Origin of the sequence: Kitasatospora sp. NPDC057940 (assembly GCF_042887425.1) — a bacterium.
GTDB lineage: Bacteria > Actinomycetota > Actinomycetes > Streptomycetales > Streptomycetaceae > Kitasatospora.
On the sequence record NZ_JBHVPH010000011.1, the window covers coordinates 37,957 to 59,267 of the forward strand.

Here is a 21,311-nt window from a genome sequence, read left to right on the forward strand (position 1 = left end):
TCCGACGACCATGACGCCTTCGAAGCGAGACCGCGCCGAGGCCCTGCCCGCCGACCTGCGCGAAGCGCTGCGCCTGCGGCTGGCCGGGCGCTCCGGCGGCGCCCGGGCCGCCGCCGACCGGTCCATCCCGCGAGCCGACCGCAGCCGACCGCTGCCGCCCTCCTTCGTCCAGCAGCGCCTGTGGTTCCTGGACCGGCTGCGCCCCGGCGACCCCCGCTACAACAGCGCGGTCGCCGTACGGTTCACCGGCCCGCTGGACCGCGCGGCGCTCGCCGGGGCGCTGGCCGCCGTCGTGGCCCGCCACGAGGGGCTGCGGACCACCTTCGACGAGGCCGACGGCCGACCGGTGCAGACCGTGCGGCCGGCCGGGCCGGTGCCGCTGCCCGTCCGGGAGCCGGCCGACGGGGAGAGCCTCGACGCGATCCTGCTCCAGGAGTACTCCCGCCCCTTCGACCTCCGGCAGGGGCCGCTGCTGCGCGCCCTGCTGGTGCGCGAGTCGGACCGCTCGCACGTCCTCCAGGTGACGGCGCACCACATCGTCACCGACGGCTGGTCGATGGGCGTCGTCCTGGACGAACTGTGCACCGGCTACGAGGCCCTGGCCCGCGGCGCCGACCCGGACCTGCCCCCGGTGGCGGTCCAGTACCCGGACTTCGCGGTGTGGCAGCGCGAACAGCTCTCCGGCGCCCGGCTGGAGGGCCAACTGGCCCACTGGAAGGCGAAACTGGCCGGTGCGGTGCCGCCGGAACTGCCGCTGGACCACCCGCGGCGCGGCGAGGAGGCCGGCCCCGGCGCCGTCCACGCCTTCACCGTCCCCGCGCCGCTCACCGCCCGGCTGCGCGAGCTCGCGGCCGAGCGGCACGGCACCCTGCACACCGCCCTGGTCGCCGCCACCCAGGCGCTGCTGGCCCGCTGGTCCGGCCAGCAGGACGTCACCGTCGGCTCCCTGACGCCCGGGCGCTCCCGCACCGAGCTGGAACGGGCCGTCGGCTGCTTCGTCAACACCGTCGTCCTGCGCACCCGGGTGGAGCCCGCCGGATCCTTCCGCGACCTGCTCGCGGCCGCCACCGAGACCGGCAACGACGCGCTCGCGCACGGCGACACGCCCTTCGAACGGCTCGTCGAGGCGGTCGGCGCACCCCGCCAGGCGGGCCGCAACCCGCTGTTCGACGTGCTGGTCCTGCTGCACCCCGCGCCGGCCGGGGCCACCACCCCGCACGGGCTCGCAGCCGCCCCGGTCGCGGTGCCCCGGCAGGCCGCCACCTTCGACCTCAGCGTCGAGTTCGTCCCGGACGGCGAGGCGCTCACCGGCCTGCTGGAGTACCGCGCCGACCTCTTCGACGCGCCCACCGCCCGCCGGATGGCCGACCAGCTCCTGCTGCTGCTGGACGGCGCCGCCGCCGAGCCCGACCGCCCGCTCGGCACCCTGCCGCTGCTCTCGCCCCGGGAGACCCGGCAGGTCACCCGGGACTGGAACGCCACCGCGCTGCCCGTCGAGGACACCAGCTACCCGGAGCTGTTCCGGCGCAGGGCCGCCCTGACCCCGCACGCCCCGGCCCTGGTCGCCGGAGCCGAACGGCTCGACTACGCGACGCTCGACACCCGCGCCAACCGGCTCGCCCACCAGCTCATCGCCCGCGGCGCCGGCCCCGAACGGCTGGTCGCGCTGCGGCTGCCGCGCACCGCCGACATGATCGTGGCGATCCTCGCCGTCTGGAAGGCCGGCGCCGGCTACCTGCCGCTGGACCCGGCCCTGCCGGCCGAGCGCCTGCGCTACCTGCTCGACGACGCCCGCCCGGCCCTGGTCCTGGACGAGCAGGCGCTCCGGGCGCTGCCCGACACCGGCCCGGACACCGACCCCGGCGACGCCGACCGGACGGCCCCGCTGGACCCCTCCAACACCGCGTACGTGCTCTACACCTCCGGCTCCACCGGCCGCCCCAAGGGCGTCGCCGTCCCGCACCGCGCGGTGGTCAACCTGCTCGCCGCCCACCGGGCGGGCTTCGTCGCCGACGCGGGCGGCGGGCCGCTGCGCGTGGCGCTGACCGCCTCGTTCTCCTTCGACACCTCCCTGGAGGGCGTGCTGCTGATGGCCGACGGCCACCCGCTGCACCTGGTCGACGAGACGACCCGGATGGACCCGGCCGCCCTGGTCGAGTACGTCGTGCGCCACCGCGTCGACTTCCTCGACCTGACGCCCTCCTACCTGCGCCAGCTGCTGCCCGCCGGGCTGCTCGACGACCCGCGCCACCGCCCCCGGGTGCTGATGCTCGGCGGCGAGGCCGTCGGGCCCCGGCTCTGGCGCGAACTCGCCGGGCACCCGGACGTCGCCGCCTACAACTACTACGGCCCCACCGAGTGCACGGTCGACGCGCTCGCCTGCCGCATCGCGGGCGGTGACCGGCCGCTGGTGGGCCGCCCGCTGCCCAACCTGCGGGCCTACGTCCTCGACGACCGGCTCCAGCCGGTGCCGCCCGGGGTGAGCGGCGAACTCCACCTCGCCGGCGCCCAGGTCGCCCGCGGCTACGCCGGCCGGCCGGGGCTGACCGCCGCCCGCTTCACCGCCGACCCGTACGGGCCGCCCGGCGCCCGGATGTACCGCACCGGCGACCTGGCCCGCTGGACGGCCGACGGGAGCCTGGAGTACCTCGGGCGCGCCGACGACCAGGTCAAGGTGCGCGGCCACCGGATCGAACCCGGCGAGATCGAGGCGGCGCTGCTCGACCTGCCGCAGGTCGCCGCGGCCGCGGTCGCCGCCGTACCCGACGCGCGCGGCCACACCCGGCTGGCGGCCTACCTGGTCTTCGCCGACGGCGCGGCCCGCCCGTCCGCCGACCTGCGCGCCGCCCTGCGGCGGGTGCTGCCCGACCACCTGGTGCCGTCCTCGTTCACCGCCCTCGACACCCTGCCGCTCACCACCAGCGGGAAGCTGGACCGCCGGGCGCTGCCCGCCCCCGACCCCGAAGGCGAAGGACGGGAAGGGGAGTTCGTCGCCCCGCGCACCCCCGAGGAGGAGACCCTCGCCGGGATCTGGGCCGAGGTGCTGGGCGTGGCGCGGGTCGGCGTCACCGACAACTTCTTCGAGCTCGGCGGCGACTCGATCCTGAGCATCCAGGCCGTCTCCCGGGCCCGCGCCGCCGGCCTGCGGATCGGCTCCCAGGACGTCTTCCGCCACCAGACCGTCGCCGACCTGGTCGCCGCCGCCCGTCCGGCCGCCGCCCCGTCCCCCCGGCCGCGCCGCGCGGACGGACCGGCCCCGCTCACCCCGGTCCAGGAGTGGTTCTTCGCCGCCCACGGCCCGCTGCGCCACTTCACCATGTCGATGCTGCTCGACCTGCCGCGCGACCTCGACGAGCCGGCCCTGGAGCAGGCGCTGCGGGCGGTCCTGGCGGCCCACCCGGCGCTGCGCACCCGCTTCACCCGCGCCGGGGGCACCTGGCGCCAGGAGCCGGTCGAGGACCCGGGCACCGGGCTGCTGGCCAGACTCGACCCGCCCGCCCCCGGCGCCGACTCCGAGGCCGCCCTCGAGGCCGCCCGGGTTGAGGCCGCCGAGGCCGCCCGCGCCGCCCTGGACCCGGCCACCGGCACCCTGCTGCGCGCCGTCCTGTTCCGGGCCGGCGGCGACGCCCGGCCCCAACTCGTCCTGACCGCCCACCATCTGGCCGTCGACGGCGTCTCCTGGCGGGTGCTGCTCGCCGACCTGGAACAGGCCTACCGGCAGGCGGCGGCCGGGGACGCCCCGTACCTGGAACCCGAGCCCACCCCGTTCACCGACTGGGCCCACCACCTCGCCGAACTGGTCCGGGCCGGGGGCCTCGACGACGACCTGCCCTACTGGAGCGCCGAGACCCGGGCGCCGGCCGCCCCGCTGCCCGTCGACCACCCCGGCACGCCCACGGCCGCCTCCGTGCGCACCCTGCGCACCCGCCTCGACCGCGCCACCACCGAGGCCCTGCTGCGCAGGGTCCCCGAGGCCTACCGGACCCAGGTCAACGACGTGCTGCTCAGCGCGCTCGGCCGGGCCCTCGCCGACTGGACGGGCACCGAACGGGTGACCATCGCCCTGGAGGGCCACGGCCGCGAGGAGCTGTTCGACGGCGTCGACCTCTCCCGGACGGTCGGCTGGTTCACCACCCAGTACCCCGTCACCCTCGCCCCGGCCGGCCCGGCCGGCGCCCCCGACTGGGCCGCCACCCTCAAGCAGGTCAAGGAGCGGCTGCGCGCCGTACCCCGCCGGGGCCTCGGCTACGAGGCCCTGGCCCGGCTCGGCTCGCCCGCCGCGAGCGCCCTGAGGGAGCGTCCGCTGCCGCAGGTCTGCTTCACCTACCACGGGCAGTGGACCGCCCCCGGGACCGGCGACTTCGCGCCCGCCGGCCAGGCGCCGGGCCGGGAGCTCGCCCCCGACGAGCCCCTGGACCACCTGCTCGACGTCTCCGCCGTCGTCGCCGACGGCGAGCTGGAACTCACCTGGCACTACAGCGACCAGGCGCACGAGGCGGCCACCGTCCGCGCGCTGGCGCAGGCCACGGCCGCGGCGCTGACCGGCATCGTCGAGCACTGCGCCCGCCCCGGCGCTGGCGGCCGCACCCCTTCCGACTACCCGCTGGCCGGACTGGACCAGGCCGGAGTGGACCGGATCGCCGGCGACGGGCGGGACGTCGAGGACCTGCTGCCGCTCACCCCGCTCCAGGAGGGCATGCTCTTCCACCGCCTGGTCGGCGGCCCCGACGACGTCTACGTGGACCAGGCCGGCCTGCTGCTGGAGGGCGTGGGCGACCCGCAGGCCTTCGCCCTGGCGTGGCAGCGGGTCGCCGACCGCACGCCCGCGCTGCGCACCTCGGTGGTGTGGGAGGGCGTCCCCGCCCCCCTCCAGGTCGTGCGCCGCGGCGTCCGGCTGCCGGTGGCCCACCTGGACCTGCGGGCGGTCGACCCGGACGAGCGCGCCGACCGGCTGGCCCGGCTGCGCGCGGACGACCTCGCCCAGGGGCTGGACCTCGCCACGGCGCCGCTCACCCGGCTCACCCTGGTCCGGCTGCCCGAGGCCCGCTTGCACCTGCTGTGGACCTCCCACCACCTGATCCTGGACGGCTGGAGCCTGGCCCAGGTGCTCACCGACGTGTTCGAGGAGTACGCGGCCCTCACCGCCGGCGGCGTGCCGACGCCCGCGGTGCGCCGGCCCTTCGCCGACTACGTGCACTGGCTGGCCGGGCAGGACACCGCGGCCGCCCGCGCGCACTGGCGGGGCGTCCTGGACGGCTTCGCCACCGCCACCCCGCTGCCCGCCGACCGCGTCCGGCGCGAGGCCCACCGGGCCCGCTCGGCGCTCGCGCACACCGCCGGCCTGTCGCCGGAGGCCTCCGAGCGGCTGGCCCGCACCGCCCGGCAGGCCGGGCTCACCCTCGGCACCGTGGTGCAGGGCGCCTGGGCCCTGCTGCTCTCCCGCTACAGCGGCGAGCCGGACGTGCTGTTCGGGACGACCGTCTCCGGACGCCCCGACGAACTGCCCGGCGTCGAGTCGATGATCGGCATGTTCATCAACACCCTGCCCACCAGGGTCCTGGTCGACGGCGGCCGCACCGCCGCCGACTGGCTGCGCGAGCTCCAGGAGGCCCAGGCCGAGGCCCGGCGCCACGCCGCGGTCTCCCTCGCCGAACTCACCGCCTTCAGCGGCGTGCCGTCCGGCGGCACGCTGTTCGACAGCATCGTCGCCTTCGAGAACTACCCCTTCGACGACGCCCGCACGGCCGGCAGCGGGGTGCGCCTGGTGGAGGTCACCTCCCGGGACGCCACCAACTACCCGCTCGTCCTGCGCGCCTACCAGGGCGGGCACTTCGGCTTCGACCTCGCCTACGACCCGGAGCTGTTCGACGCCGCGACGGTCCGCGCCCTCGCCGACCGGCTCTGCCTGCTGCTCACCGGACTGGCCGCCGGACTGGACCGGCCGCTGCGCGCCCTGGAGTGGACGACCGCGCAGGAGCGGCGGCTGCTGACCGCGTGGGACGGCACCGTGAAGGGCCGCCCCGACCGGACCCTGGTCGACCTCTTCGAGGCGCAGGCCGCCCGCACCCCGCACGCCGAGGCCGTCACCTGCGGCGACGAGCACCTCGACTACGCCGCCCTGGACGCGCGGGCCGGCCGGCTCGCCCACCGGCTGGCCGAACTCGGCGCCGGGCCCGAGCGGTTCGTGGCCCTCGCGCTGCCCCGCACGGCCGACCTGGTCGTCGCCGTCCTCGCCGTCCTCAAGACCGGCGCGGCCTACCTGCCGCTCGACCCGGGCCTGCCGGCCGAGCGCCGCGCCCAACTGCTGGGCGACGCCGCCCCGGTGGCCCTGGTGACCCACGCACCCGACGGGCCGCCCGAGAGCTTCGAGCACGGGGTGCCCGTCCTCTCCCTGGCGGACCGGCAGCTGCGCGCCGACCTGGACCGGGGCCCGGTTGCCCCGCTCGCCGCCGGGCACCGCCCGCTGCCCGACAGCCCCGCCTACGCCATCTTCACCTCCGGCTCCACCGGCCGCCCCAAGGGCGTCGTGGTGCCGCACGCCAACGTGGTGCGGCTGTTCGAGCAGACCCAGGACGTGTTCGGCTTCGGCGCCGAGGACGTCTGGACGCTCTTCCACTCCTACACCTTCGACTTCTCGGTCTGGGAGCTGTGGGGCCCGCTGCTGCACGGCGGCCGGCTCGTCGTCGTGCCCGAGGACACCGCCCGCTCCCCGGAGGACTTCCTGCGGCTGCTCGTGGACGAAGGCGTCACCGTCCTCAACCAGACCCCGTCCGCCTTCCACCCGCTGGCCCGCGCCGACGCCGAACACCCCGAGCTCTCCCGCCGGCTGGCGCTGCGCACGGTGGTCTTCGGCGGCGAGGCGCTGGACGCCGGCCGCCTCGCCGACTGGTACGACCGCCACCCGCAGGACGCGCCGCGCCTGGTGAACATGTACGGCATCACCGAGACGACCGTGCACGTCACCCACGCCCCGCTGGACCGCACGACCGCCGCCGCCGGTGGCCCCGCACCGATCGGCACCGGCCTCCAGGACCTGCGGCTGTACGTCCTCGACACCGACCTCGCCCCGGTGCCCCCGGGCGCCGTGGGCGAGCTGTACGTGGCCGGGGAGGGCCTGGCCCGGGGCTACCTCAACCGGCCCGGCCTGACCGCCACCCGCTTCCTCGCCGACCCGTTCGGGGCCCCGGGCACCCGGATGTACCGCACCGGCGACCGGGCGCGCCGACAGGCCGACGGCACCCTTCGCTACCTGGGCCGCGCCGACCAGCAGGTCAAGATCCGCGGCTACCGGATCGAACCCGGCGAGATCGAGGCCGCCCTCCAGACCCACCCGGGCGTGGACGCCGCCACCGTGGGCGTGTACCAGGACGCCTCCGGCACCCGCCGGCTGGTCGCCCACGTCGTCGCCGGCCCCGGCACGGCCCACCCCCCGGCCGCCGCCGACCTGCGCGCTCACCTCGAACGGCTGCTGCCCGCCTACCTGGTGCCCGCCGCGTACGTCCCCCTGGCGGCCCTGCCGCTCACCCCCAACGGCAAGCTCGACCGGCGCGCGCTGCCCGCGCCCGGCCCGGAGGGCTTCGCCGCCGGCCGGCAGCGCACCGCACCCCGCACCCGCGCCGAGCAGCTGGTCGCCGCGGCCTGGACGGAGGTCCTGGACACCGGGGAGATCGGCGCCGGGGACGACTTCTTCGCCCTGGGCGGCGACTCCATCCTCGCCGTCCGGGTCACCGCCCGGCTGCGCGCGGCCTTCGGGGCGGCGGACCTCTCGCCCCGGCTGCTGTTCAGCCACCCGGTGCTGGCGGACCTGGCCGAAGCCCTCGGCTCCCTCGGCTCCCTCGGCTCCCTCGGCGAGCCGGGCGCGGCGGACGGCCCGTCGGCCCCGGTCATCCCGGCCGCGGACCCGGCGGCCGAGCCGCCGCTGTCGTACGCCCAGCAGCGGCTCTGGTTCCTCGACCGGTTCGAGCCGGGCAGCACCGAGTACACCTCGCTGTCCGTGCTGCGCCTGCGCGGCGAGCTCGACCGGGCCGCGCTGGGCACCGCCCTGGACGCCCTGGTCGCCCGGCACGAGGCGCTGCGGACCACCTTCGCCGAGCGGGACGGCCGCGCCCGGCAGGTGGTGCGCCCGCCGCAGCCGGTCGAGCTGCCGTGCGAGGACCTCGCCGGGGCGCCTCCGGCGGCCCTGGACGCGCTGCTGGAGCGGATCGCCGCCACCCCGTTCGACCTGGCCGCCGGGCCCCTGCTGCGCGCCCGGCTGGTCCGGACGGCCGCGGCCGAGCACGTGCTCGTGCTGGCCGTGCACCACATCGCCACCGACGGCTGGTCGATGGGCGTCCTGGGCCGTGACCTGGGCGAGCTGTACGCGGCGGCCCGCGAGGGGCGCCCGCCACGGCTGCCCGCGCTGCCCGTGCGCTACACCGACTACGCGGCCTGGCAGCGCGCGCGCACCGACCTCGCCGAGGCCGACCTCGCCCACTGGCGCCGGGCCCTGGACGGCCTGACCCCGCTGGAGCTGCCCACCGACCGGCCGCGCCCGGCCGTCCGCACCCGGGACGGCGCGCTGGTCGCCTTCACCCTGCCCGCCGGGCTGACCGCGCGGCTGCGCGAACGGGGCCGGGAGGCCGGCGGCACCCTCTACACCACCCTCCTGGCGGCCTGCCAGGTCCTGCTCGCCCGCTGGTCCGGGCAGCAGGACATCGCGGTCGGCACCGTCACCTCGGGCCGCGAACAGGGCGAACTCCACGACGTGGTCGGCATGTTCGTCAACACCCTGGTGCTGCGCGGCGCCGTCCGGCCGGAGCTGTCGTTCCGCGAACTGCTGGCCGCCGCCCACGGCACCGTCCTGGACGCGCTCGCCCACCAGGAGGTGCCCTTCGAGCGGCTGGTGGACGCCCTCCAGTCGGAGCGCGACACCAGCCGCACCCCGCTCTTCCAGGTCATGGTGGCCCTGCACAACCTCGGCGCCGAGGTGCCGAACCTGCCGGGCCTGGCGGTGGAGCCGGTCACCCCGCCCGTCCACGGCGCCACCTTCGACCTGTCCTTCGACTTCGTCGAGCGCGACGGCGGCCTGACCGGCTACCTGGAGTACAACACCGGGCTGTTCGACGCGCGGACCGCCGAGCACCTGGCCGACCGGCTGGGCACCCTGCTGGAGGCCGCGGCCGAGGCGCCGGAGACGGCCGTCGGGGCGCTGCCGCTGATGACGGCCGACGAACGGCGCCGGGTGCTGCGGCAGGGCCGGGGCGCGACGCTGCCCGCGCCGGACACCACCTTCCCCGCCCTGTTCGAGGCGCAGGCCGCCCGCACCCCGGACGCCACCGCCCTGGTCGCCCGGGACGCCACCCTCGACTTCGCCGCCCTCAACGCGCGGGCCAACCGGCTCGCCCGCCACCTCGTCGCCCTCGGCGCCGGCCCGGAGCAGGTGGTCGCGGTCCGGCTGCCGCGCACCTCGGACCTGCTGGTGGCGCTGTTCGCGGTGCTCAAGGCGGGCGCCGCCCTGCTCTTCGTCGACCCGGACCTGCCCGAGGAGCGGGCCGCCCTGCTCCTCGACGACACCCGGCCCCGGGTGGTGCTGACCGAGGCGGCCCTGCGCGAGGTGCCGTGGGAGGCGCTGCCCGTCCACGACCTGACCGACGCCGAGCGGACCGCCCCCCTGCTGCCGCAGCACGCCGCCTACCTCGTCCACACCTCCGGCTCGACCGGCCGCCCCAAGGGCGTCGTCGTCGAACACCGCCAGCTGGTCAACCTCTGCCGGGACCACCAGGAGGGCCTGGTCGCGCCGCACACCGCCGACGGAGGGCGGCTGCGGGCCGCGCTCAGCGCCTCCTTCTCCTTCGACACCAGCTGGGAGGGCCCGCTGCTGCTCGCGCTGGGCCAGGAGCTCCACCTGATCGACGAGGACGTCCGGCTGGACCCGCAGGCGTTCTGCGCCCAGGTCGTCGACCGCCGCCTGGACCTGGTCAACGTCACCCCCTCCTTCCTGCGCGAACTCACCGCCGCCGGACTGCTCGCCCCCGGCCCGCACCACCCGCGCCTGCTGCTGGTCGGCGGTGAGGCCGTCCCCGCCGCCACCTGGCGGGAGCTGTGCGCGGCGCACGCGGACCTCGGCGTCACCGCCTACAACATGTACGGGCCCACCGAGTGCACCGTCGACGCCGCCTACGCCCGGTGCGCGGACCACCCCGAGCGCCCCGTCATCGGCCGCCCCGGCCGCAACCTGGGCGCCTACCTGCTGGACGCCGCCCTGCGGCCGGTGCCGCCCGGCATGCCGGGGGAGCTGTACCTGACGGGGGAGCAGGTCGCCCGCGGCTACCTGAACCGGCCCGGGCTGACGGCCGCCCGCTTCCTCGCCGACCCCTACGGCCCGCCCGGGGCCCGGATGTACCGCACCGGCGACCTGGCCCGCTGGGACGCGAACGGGCAGCTGGAGTTCCGGGGCCGGGCCGACGAACAGGTCAAGGTCCGCGGGTTCCGGATCGAGCCCGGGGAGGTGGAGGCCGCCCTGCTCGCCCACCCGGACGTCGCCGACTGCGCGGTCGCCGCGCGCGAGCACGCCGGCCGTACGCTGCTCGTCGGCTACCCGGTGCCCGCCGGCCGCCGGGTGCCGCCCGCCGAGGAACTGCGGACCTGGCTGCGGCGGACGCTGCCCGACCACCTGGTGCCCGCCGCGTTCGTCCCGCTGGCCCGAATACCCCGGACCACCGGCGGCAAGACCGACCGGCGCGCGCTGCCCGCGCCGCCCGCCCAGCCCGACCGCACCACCCCGTACGTCGCGCCGCGGCCCGGCGCCGAGGAACGGCTCGCCGCGATCTGGGCCGAGGTGCTGGGCGTGGAGCGCGTCGGCACCCGGGACAACTTCTTCGCGCTCGGCGGCGACTCCATCCTCAGCATCCAGATCGTCTCCCGCGCCCGCGCCGCCGGGATCGCCCTCACCACCAAGGACGTCTTCCGTCACCAGAACATCGCCGAACTCGCCCTGTGTGCCGGAGATCTGACGGAACACCAGGAAATCGGTGAAGCCGAGCCCGGCGAGGCGCCGCTCACCCCGATCCAGCACTGGTACCTCGACGGCCGCCGCCCCGGCGACACCCTGCGCTTCACCATGACCCAGCGCCTGGAACTGGCCCCCGGCACCGACCCGGCGGCCCTGCGTCGGGCGGTGCTGGCCCTGGTGGAACACCACGCGGCCCTGCGCACCCGCTTCCACCGCACCGAGGCCGGCTGGCGCCAGGAGGTGCTCGCCCAGGGGGCGGACGGCGTCTTCACCCACCACGACGTCACCGGCCATGACGTGGAAGCGCGGGTCCAGCGTGCCACCGACGAGGCCCAGCGCTGCCTCGACCCCGTCGAGGGCCGGGTGCTGCGCGCCCTGTTCTTCGACCCCGGCCCCGGGCAGCCGGGCCAACTCGTCCTCACCGTCCACCACCTGGCCGTGGACGGCGTCTCCTGGCGCATCCTGCTGGCCGACCTCGAAGCGGCGTACCGCACGGCCCGCGCCGGAGCCCCCGTCGCCCTGCCGCCGACCGGCACGTCCTACGGCCGCTGGGCGACCCGGCTGGAGCGGCACACCCGCGCCGGAGCCCTGGACGGCGACCTCGGCCACTGGACGCGCACCGGCGCGGTCCCGGCCGACCTGCCCGCCGGCCGGCCCGCCCCCAACACCCACGGCACCGCCGCCACCGTCCAGGTGACGCTGGACGAGCGGACCACCGAGGCGCTGCTGCGCCGCGTCCCCGAGGTCTACCGCACCCAGGTCAACGACGTCCTGCTCAGCGCCCTGGGCCGCACCCTGGCCCGCTGGTGCGGCCGGGACACCGTGCTGGTCGGGGTGGAGGGGCACGGCCGCGAGGACCTCTTCGAGGACCTGGACCTCTCCCGGACGGTGGGCTGGTTCACCGCCGAGTTCCCGCTCGCCCTGCGCGTCGACCCCGACGCCGGATGGCACGACACCCTGCGCTCGGTCAAGGAGCAGCTGCGCGCCGTCCCGCTGCGCGGACTCAGCCACGGCGCGCTGCGCCACCTGCGGCCGGACGGCCCGCCGACCGGCGCGGCGACGCCGCAGATCGGCTTCAACTACCACGGCCGGTGGGACACCCGCGGCGGCGCCGACGGCCTGGTCCGCGGCGCGCTGCCCCCGGCCGGTCGCGACACCGACCCCGACGAGCCCCGCCCCTACCTGCTGGACATCACCGGCGCGGTCCAGGACGGCCGCCTCGAACTGGCGTGGACCTACCCCGCCGCCGTCTACGACGAGGCCACCGTCCGCGGGCTCGCCGAGGAGACGGTCGCCGCGCTGCACGAGCTGGCCGCGCACTGCGCCCGCCCGGACGCCGGCGGCCGCACCCCGTCGGACTTCCCGCTCGCCGGCCTCGACCAGGACGGGCTGGACCGGCTCGTCGGCGACGGGCGCGGGACCGACGACGTGCTGCCGCTGACGCCGCTGCAGTCCGGCATGCTCTTCCACGGGCTCGTCGACGCCGACGGCGCCTACGTCGACCGGATCGCGGTGCGCCTGGCCGGGGTCGCCGACCCGCGGGCCTTCGCCGAGGCCTGGCAGCAGGTCGCCGACCGCACCCCGGCCCTGCGCTCCAGCGTTCACTGGCGCGGCCTGCCGCACCCCGTCCAGCTGGTCGCGCGGCACGCCGCACTGCCCGTCCGCCACCTCGACTGGCGCGACCTGACGCCCGGGCAGCGCGCCGACCGGACGGAGCGGCTGCTCGCCGAGGAGCGCGCCGCCGGGATGGACCTCGCCGCCGCGCCGCTCACCCGGCTGACCCTGGCCGCGCTGCCCGGTGACGAGGTCCTGCTGCTGTGGTCCACCCACCACCTGATCCTGGACGGCTGGAGCACCGGTCAGCTGCTCACCGAGGTGTGCGAGGAGTACGCCGCGCTGACCGGCGGCCCGCAGGCGCCCCGGCCGGTCCGACGGCCGTTCGCGGACTTCCTGGGCTGGCTGCGCGACCGGGACGAGGAGGCGGCCGAGGCCCACTGGCGCGGCCTGCTGGCCGGGTTCACCGGCCGGACCCCGCTGCCGTACGACCGCCCGCCGACCCGGGCCCACCGCGCCCGCTCCGGCGCCGCCGCCCACCGCGAACTCGACGAGGCGCTCTCCCGCCGGCTGCGCGAGAACGCCGCCGCTGCCGGACTGACCGTCAACACCGTGGTGGAGGGCGCCTGGGCGCTGCTGCTGGCCCGCTACAGCGGCGGCGACGACGTGGTCTTCGGCACCACCGTGTCCGGGCGCCCGGCCGAACTGCCCGGCGTCGAGTCGATGATCGGCCTGTTCATCAACACCGTGCCGACCAGGGTCCCGATCCCCTCGGGCGGCGTGCTGCCCTGGCTGCGGGAGCTCCAGGAACGCCAGAGCGACGGCCGCCGCTTCGACCACCTGGCCCTGCCGCGCGTCCAGGCCCTGAGCGACGTGCCCGCCGGGGAGCCGCTGTTCGACAGCATGGCGGTCTTCGAGAACTACCCCGTCGACGAGTCGGCCGCCGACCGGACCGGGGTGCGGGTGGTCGAGGTGCGCGCCGACGACGCCACCACCTTCCCCTGGTGCCTGCGCGCCCACCTGGCCGAGCGGCTCGGCTTCGACCTGGCCTACGACCCCGCGCTCTTCGACGACCGGACGGCCCACGGCGCGGCCGACCGCCTGGTCCTGCTGCTCACCGCCCTCGCCGACGCCCTCGCCGACGGCCGCGACGGCGATGTCTCCGAGCTGGACCGGCTCACCCCCGCCGACCGGGAGCAGCTGGCCTCCTGGCACGGCACCGCCCGCCCGGCGGCGCCCCGCAGCCCGCTCCAGGTCTTCGCCGAGCAGGTCCGGCGCACCCCCGGCGCGCCCGCCGTGCGCGACGGCGACCGCGAACTGACCTACCGCCAGCTCGACGACTGGTCCGACCGCCTGGCGGCCCGGCTGCTGGCCGACGGCCTGGCCCCCGAAGGCCGGGTGGCGCTGCTGATGGACCGCTCCGCCGAACTCGTCGCCGCCCAACTGGCCGTCCTCAAGGCGGGCGGCGCCTACCTGCCCGTCGACCTCCGGGCCCCCGAGGAGCGCCGCCGCGCCCTGCTCGACCAGGTCGGCGCCGCCCTGCGGCTCACCGCCGAGCAGGTCGCCGCAGAGCTGGTCGCCGCCGTGCGCACCGGCGCGGCCGGGCCGGCGGCGGCGACCCTGCCGCCCGCCGACCCCGACCGGCTGGCGTACGTGATGTTCACCTCGGGCTCCACCGGGGTGCCCAAGGCGGTGGCGGTGCGGCACCGCGACGTGACCTCGCTCGCCACCGACAGCCGCTTCGCCGACGGCCGCTGCGCACGGGTGCTGCTGCACTCGCCGGTCGCCTTCGACGCCGCCACCTTCGAGGTCTGGGCGCCGCTGCTCGGCGGCGGCTGCGTGCTCGTCGCCCCCGACGGCCCGGTGGACGCCGCCCTGCTGCGGAGGCTCGCCGGACCGGGCGGGCCGACGGCGCTGTGGCTCACCGCCGGGCTCTTCCGGCTGCTCGCCCAGGACGCGCCGGACTGCTTCGCGGGCCTGCGCACGCTGTGGACCGGCGGGGACGTGGTGCCCGCCGCCGCGGTGCGCCGCGTCCTGGCGGCCTGCCCCGGGCTGACCGTGGTGGACGGCTACGGGCCCACCGAGACCACGACCTTCGCCACCGCCTTCGCCGTCGCGCAGGCGGCGGCGGTGCCCGACACCCTGCCGATCGGCCACCCCCTGGACGACCGCCGCGTCCACGTCCTCGACCGGCGCCTGCGGCCCGTCCCGCCGGGCTGCGCGGGCGAACTGTACGTGGCCGGCGAGGGCGTGGCCCGCGGCTACCTGGGCCGGCCCGGCGAGACCGCGGCCCGCTTCCTCGCCGACCCCTCCGGCCCGCCCGGCGCCCGGATGTACCGCACCGGCGACCTGGCCAGGCGGCGCCCGGACGGCACCGTCGAGTTCCTGGGCCGCGCGGACGACCAGGTGAAGATCCGCGGCTTCCGGGTCGAACCCGGCGAGGTGGAGGCCGCACTCGCCCGCCACCCCCAGGTCACCGACGTCGCCGTGGTCACCCGCGAGGACCGGCCCGGCGCCCGGCGCCTGGTCGCCTACGTGGTCGGCCCGGCGGGCGCCGAACCCGGGGAACTGCGGGCCTTCGCCGCCCGCGCGCTGCCCGACTACCTCGTCCCCGCCGCCTTCGTCCCGCTCGCCGCCCTCCCGCTGAGCCGCAACGGCAAGGTCGACCGGGCGGCCCTCCCGGTGCCGGACGAGGAGCACGGGAGCGGGCGCCGCACGCGGACCGAGCCGCGCACCGAGGCCGAACGCCGCACCGCCGAGGTCTTCGGCGACGTCCTGGGCATCCGCCCGCCCGGCGTGGAGGACGGCTTCTTCGAGCTGGGCGGCGACTCCATCCTCAGCATCCGGCTCGCCGCCCGCCTGTCCGAGGCCTTCGGCGCCGACCTCACCCCCCGCGCCGTCTTCGACCACCCCACACCGGCCGGCCTGGCCCGCCTGCTCACCGAGGAGCAGGGCCGCCCGGGAAGCCCGGGGCGCCCGCCCGTCCTCCCGGTCGCCCGCGACGGCGCCGCGCCGATGTCCTACGCCCAGCAACGCCTTTGGTTCCTGGAGGAGTTCGCACCCGGCGGCGCCGAGTACGTGACCGCGCTCGCGCTGCGCCTGCGCGGCGCCCTGGACGCCGACGCCCTCGGCGCGGCCCTGCGCGCCCTCGCGGCCCGCCACGAGTCGCTGCGCACCACCTTCGACAGCGTCGACGGCCACGGCGTCCAGCTCGTCCACCCGCCGCAGGACGTGCCGCTGCCGCTGCACGACCTGTCCGGCCGGCCGGAGGAGCCGCGGGCGGAGGCCCTGCGCGGCCTGCTCGCCGCCGAGCGGGCCCGCCCCTTCGACCTGCGCCGCGGACCGCTGCTGCGCACCGCCCTGGTGCGGCTGGCCGAGGGCGACCACGTGCTGGCCCTGACCCTGCACCACATCGTCACCGACGGCTGGTCGACCGCCGTCCTGCTCACCGATCTGGCCCACCTCTACCGCGTCGAACTCGGCTCCGGGGAGAGCCGGTTGGCGCCGCTGCCGGTGCAGTACGCCGACTACGCGCACTGGCAGCGCACGGTCGGTGCCGCCGGGGCCGACCAACTCGCCTACTGGAAGGAGCAGTTGGCCGACGTCCCGACGCTGCGCCTGCCCACCGACCGGCCCCGGCCCGCCGTCCGCACCACCAACGGGGCCACCGCCCGCCTGGAGCTGCCCGCCGACACGGCCCGCCGGCTGGCCCGGGTCGGCCGGGAGCGCGGCGCCACCCTGTTCACCACCCTGGTCGCCGCCGCGCAGGCCTACCTCGCCCGGCTCGGCGGCGACCAGGACATCGCCGTCGGCACCGTCACCTCCGGCCGCGAGCAGGCGGAGACCCAGAGCCTCGTCGGGTTCTTCGTCAACACCCTGGTGCTGCGCTCGCGGGTGGAACCCGGGCAGCCCTTCGGCGACTTCCTCGGCGAGGTCCGGCAGACCGTCCGGGACGCCTTCGCGCACCAGGACGTGCCGTTCGAGCGCGTGGTCGACGAGGTGCAGCCGGTGCGCGACACCAGCCGCAGCCCGCTCTTCCAGGCCCTGGTCGTCCTCCAGAACACCCCGGCCGCCGACCTCGACCTCCCCGGCCTGCACGTGACCGACGTCGAGACCGACACCACGCAGGCGGCCTTCGACCTCGCGCTGGAGTTCGCGGAGGCCGACTCCGGCGCGCTGCACGGCCTGATCACCTACAACACCGACCTGTTCGACCCGGCCACGGCCGAGCGGATGGCCGGCCAGCTCGCCACCCTGCTGACCGCCGTCGCCGAGGACCCGGACCGCGCCATCGGCGCGCTGCCGCTGGCCGGTGACGACCAGCTGGCCGCCGAACTGGACCGGGCGCGCGGCACCTTCCGCGCCGTCCCCCAGGCGACCCTGGCCGAACTCTTCGAGCGCTGGGCCGCCCGCACCCCCGACGCGGTGGCGCTGCTCGACGGTGGCCGCGAGCTGAGCTACGCCGAGGTGGAGCGGGCGGCCAACCGGCTGGCCCACCGGCTCATCCGGCGCGGCGTCGGGCCGGAGCGGCTGGTCGCCCTCGCCCTGCCGCGCTCGGCGGCGGCGGTGGTGGCCCAGCTCGCCGTCGCCAAGGCCGGCGGCGCCTTCCTCCCGGTCGACCCGGACTACCCGGCGCCCCGGCGGGAGTTCATGGTGCGCGACGCGGGCGCCCACCTGGTGCTCGACGACCCGGCCGAGGTGTGGTCCACCGACGATCCGCCGACCCCGCCCACCGACGCCGACCGCGCCACCCCGCTCACCCCCGGACACCCGGCCTACGTCATCTACACCTCCGGATCGACCGGCACGCCCAAGGGCGTCCTGGTGACCCACGCCGGACTCGCCGTCTTCGCGGCGGCCGCCGCCGAGCAGTACACCGCCGGCCCCGGGGCCAGGGTGCTCCAGTTCGCCTCGCCCAGCTTCGACGCCTCCGTCCTGGAACTGTGCGTCTCCCTGCTCAGCGGGGCCACCCTGGTCACGGGGGAGGAGGGGCCGCTCGTTGGCGAGCGGCTGGCCGAGGCCCTGGTCGAACGGCGCATCACCCACGTCCTGATCCCCCCGGCGGCCCTGGCCACCGTGGACCCGGAGACGGCCGCGACCCTGCCCGCCCTGCGCACCCTGGTCGTCGGGGCGGAGGCCTGCCCGGCCGATCTGGTCGACACCTGGGCCCCCGGCCGCCGGATGATCAACTCCTACGGCCCCACCGAGGCCACCGTGGTCGCCACCTGGACGGGCCCGCTGTCGCCCGGCACCGGCGCCCCGGGGATCGGCCGCCCCGGCGGCGCCGCCCGCAGCTACGTCCTGGACGCCGCCCTGCGGCCGGTACCGCCCGGCGTGACCGGAGAGCTCTGGCTGGCCGGCCCCGGCCTCGCCCGCGGCTACCTCGGCCGCCCGGGACTGACGGCCGGGCGGTTCCTCGCCGACCCGTTCGGCGCGCCGGGCGAGCGGATGTACCGCACCGGCGACCTCGCCCACCGGGACGCCGACGGCGAACTGCGCTTCGCCGGCCGCGTCGACGACCAGGTCAAGCTGCGCGGCTTCCGGATCGAACCGGGCGAGATCGAGAGCGCGCTGCGCCGCAGCCCCCTGGTGCGCGACGCCGTCGTCACCGTGCGCGCCGACGGCCCCGGGAGCGGCGCGGGCTCCGGAGCCGGCCGGCTGGTCGCCTACGTCGTCCCGGCGGTCGGGGCCGCAGCGGTCGGTGCCGTGCCGGGTGGCGCCGCACCGGAGGGGGCCGCACCGGAGGGCGACGACGAGGGCGAGGCCACTGCGGGCCTGCCCGCCGCCGAACTGCGCGCCCACCTGGCCGGGTTGCTGCCGCCGCACCTCGTCCCGTCGGTGTTCGTCCCGCTGGACCGGCTGCCGCTCACCCCGAACGGCAAGCTCGACCGGCGGGCCCTGCCCGAACCCGGGCCCACGCAGGCCGCGGCCGGTCCGCGCCGGGAGCCGGGCACCGACACCGAACGCCGGATCGCCCGGATCTGGGCCGACGTCCTGGGCATCGAGGAGGTCGGCGCCGACGACAACTTCTTCCTGCTCGGCGGCGACTCCATCCTCAGCATGCAGGTGGTGTCCAGGCTGCGCCGGGACGGCCTCTACCTCGCCACCCGGGAGCTCTTCACCCACCAGACGGTGGCCGAACTGGCCACCGTGGTGCGCACCGCCCCCGACCGCGAGGACGACGGCCCGGTCACCGGGGACGTGCCGCTCACCCCCATCCAGGAGTGGTTCCTGACCACCCCGCGCGCCGCCCACCACCACTTCAACCAGTCGACCCTGCTCGAACTCGGCGCGGACCCCGACCCGTTGGCACTGCGGGCCGCGCTGGACGCCCTGCTCGAACACCACGACGCCCTGCGCCTGCGCTTCACCCACGACGAGGCGGGCTGGCACCAGTTCAACCCGCCGCCGGCCCCCGCCGAGGACGTCCTCGTCCGGTACGACCTGACCGGGCAGAGCGCCGAGGCCGCCGACGCGGCCATGGCCAAGGCGGCCGACGAACTGCACGCCGGCTTCGACCTGGCCCGGGGCCCGCTGCTGCGGGCGGCCCTGTTCACCGGCGCCCCGGACCGCCCGGCGCTCCTGCTGCTGGTCGCCCACCACCTGGTCGTCGACGCCGTCTCCTGGCGCCTGCTGCGCGACGACCTGGAGAGCGCCTACCGGCAGGCCGTCCTGGGCGCGGCGATCACGCTGGGGGAGCGCGGCACCTCCTACCGGGACTGGGCGCTCCGGCTCGCGGTCCATGTCGCCGACGGCGGCCTGGACCACGAACTGCCCTACTGGGACGAGGCGGTGAGCGCCGCCGAGGCGCTGCCCGGCCGACCCGCCGACCCCGGTGCCGCCGAGCCCGGGACCGCCGACCCCGGTGCGGCCGAGACCGCGACGGTCACCGTCGAACTGGACGAGGAGGACACCGAGGCACTGCTGCGCGCGGCCCCGGCCGCCTACCGCACCCGCGTCAACGACGTGCTGCTGACCGCCCTCGCCCTGGCCCTGGCCCGCTGGACCGGCCACGAGCGGATCCGGCTGGACCTGGAGGGGCACGGCCGGGAGGACGTCGTGGAGGGCGTGGACCTGTCCCGCACGGTCGGCTGGTTCACCACCATGTACCCCGTCACCTTCCACGTCCCCGATCCCGAGGACCTCGGCCCGGACCGCGACTGGCGCGCCCTGGTGAAGTCGGTCCGCCGCCAGCTGCGCGCCGTGCCGGGCAACGGGCTGGGCTTCGGCGCCCTGCGCACCTTCGGCCCGCCCGAGGTCCGTGAGCGCCTGGCCGCCGGCGCGCACGGCCAGGTGGTCTTCAACTACCTCGGCCAGTGGGACGCGCGGCCCGAGACCGCCGGCGACGGCCTGGTCCGCGCCGAGCACGGCTCTTTCGGGCAGGACCACGACCCCCGGGACGGCGGCTCGCACCCGGTGGAGGTGGTGGGCGCGGCGCAGCACGGGCGCCTCGCCTTCACCTGGCACCACCGCCCCGCCCTGCACGACACGGCGAGCGTGCGCCGGGCGGCCGAGGAGTTCGCCGCGGCGCTGCGGCACATCGCCCGGCACGCCCGGGGAGGACGGTGACGGCCGCCCACCCGCCGCTGAAAGGACCACCACCGCAAGGGCACTGCCGCAAGACCACCGCTGGAAACCCGACAACGACGAAGGAGCACGACATGGACGAGAACACCCGCTACCAGGTGCTGCGCAACGACGAGGAGCAGTACTCCCTCTGGCCGGTCGACCTCGACGTGCCCGCCGGCTGGCAGCCCGTCGGCCAGGAGGGCACCGAGGCGGAGTGCACCGCCTACGTCGACGAGGTGTGGACCGACATGCGGCCGCGGAGCCTGCGCGAGCGCATGGAGAACGCCGGATCCTGACCGGCCGTAGCACGCCCGTCCCACGACAACCCCGAGGAGCTGACCGTGACCCCTTCGCTGCGCACCGAACACCTGGAGTTCATCCCCTACCGGGCCGAGGACGAGGACGCCTTCGTCTCCCTCCTCCGCAACGCTGAAGTGTGCAGTTGGATGGGCCAGGACCTGGTGCCCGAGCCGCAGATCCGCGCGCTGTTCCGCGCGATCCTGACCGACGTCTACCCGCAGCAGCTCTTCGACGTGTGGGGCCTGTGGCTGGACGGGCGGTACGCGGGCCACGCCGAGGTGAAGAAGACCGGGAACGTCGACGGCCACGAGCTGGTCACCGCCCTCGCCCCGGAGTTCTGGGGCCGGGGCCTGGGCACCGAGGTGGTCCGCGGCCTGGTCCGGTACGCCGCCGACGAGTTGGGGCTCAAGGAGGTCTTCGGCATGGTGGGCGCGGAGAACGCCCCGAGCCTGGCGATGTCCCGGCGGCTGGGCTTCCGGCACCTGCGTGACGTCGTCGGGGACGACGGCTCGGTGACGAAGGTGGTGGTGCTCTCGACGACCGGCCAGGCCTGACCGGGCCCGGCCGGGTAGGACCGCGGCCCGCGGCGCGTCCGGTCGCGCCGCGGGCCGCTGAGGTGCGCGCCCGCTCAGCGGGCCGGTACGGCTCCGTTCGGCGCTCCCGGCCCGCTCGGCGCCGCCACCGCGCTGCGGCCCAGCAGCAGGGCGAGGTCGTCGGCCTGGCAGCGGATCTCCGGGATGGCGGTCGTCTCCAGCAGGTTGCCGCGCCGCATCGACCCCAGCGTCCACAGCGGTGCCGGAGCCCGGCCGTCGGTGGGGAGGAGTCGGCCGTCGGCGGCGGTGTCGAAGCCGCCCCCGACGGGGGCGGGGGTGCCGAGGCCGGTGGGGCGCAGGTCGGT

Annotated in this window: 3 protein-coding genes and 1 pseudogene; 3 read left to right on the plus strand and 1 reads right to left on the minus strand. The window is 77.0% G+C overall.

Features of this window, described 5'->3' with window-relative positions:
- Positions 1–10: 10 nt before the first annotated feature.
- The 3 genes from ACFVTF_RS18685 to ACFVTF_RS18695 all read left to right on the plus strand — a co-directional run bounded on the left by ACFVTF_RS18685 (position 11) and on the right by ACFVTF_RS18695 (position 20,967).
- Positions 11–20,113 carry a non-ribosomal peptide synthase/polyketide synthase gene (locus ACFVTF_RS18685; protein ID WP_387814712.1) on the plus strand — a complete coding sequence of 6,701 codons (20,103 nt, stop codon included), beginning with the start codon at positions 11–13 and terminating at the stop codon, positions 20,111–20,113.
- A gap of 92 nt (positions 20,114–20,205) precedes the next feature.
- Entirely contained in the window at positions 20,206–20,409 is a 204-nt protein-coding gene (locus tag ACFVTF_RS18690; RefSeq protein WP_063350451.1) for an MbtH family NRPS accessory protein, read from the plus strand.
- Between the two features lie 45 nt (positions 20,410–20,454).
- Positions 20,455–20,967: a GNAT family N-acetyltransferase gene (locus ACFVTF_RS18695; RefSeq protein WP_387814715.1), complete on the plus strand. Its 513-nt coding sequence runs from the start codon at positions 20,455–20,457 to the stop codon at positions 20,965–20,967.
- 74 nt (positions 20,968–21,041) lie between these two features.
- On the opposite strand, the pseudogene ACFVTF_RS18700 reads toward ACFVTF_RS18695, so the two are convergent.
- Positions 21,042–21,311, minus strand: a pseudogene (locus ACFVTF_RS18700) (hypothetical protein); the annotation flags it as partial.

Bases quoted from the DNA above. Each gene is read 5' to 3' on its own strand.
- ACFVTF_RS18690 (WP_063350451.1), top strand. From the start codon at position 20,206: ATGGACGAGAACACCCGCTACCAGGTGCTGCGCAACGACGAGGAGCAG.
- ACFVTF_RS18685 (WP_387814712.1), top strand. From the start codon at position 11: ATGACGCCTTCGAAGCGAGACCGCGCCGAGGCCCTGCCCGCCGACCTG.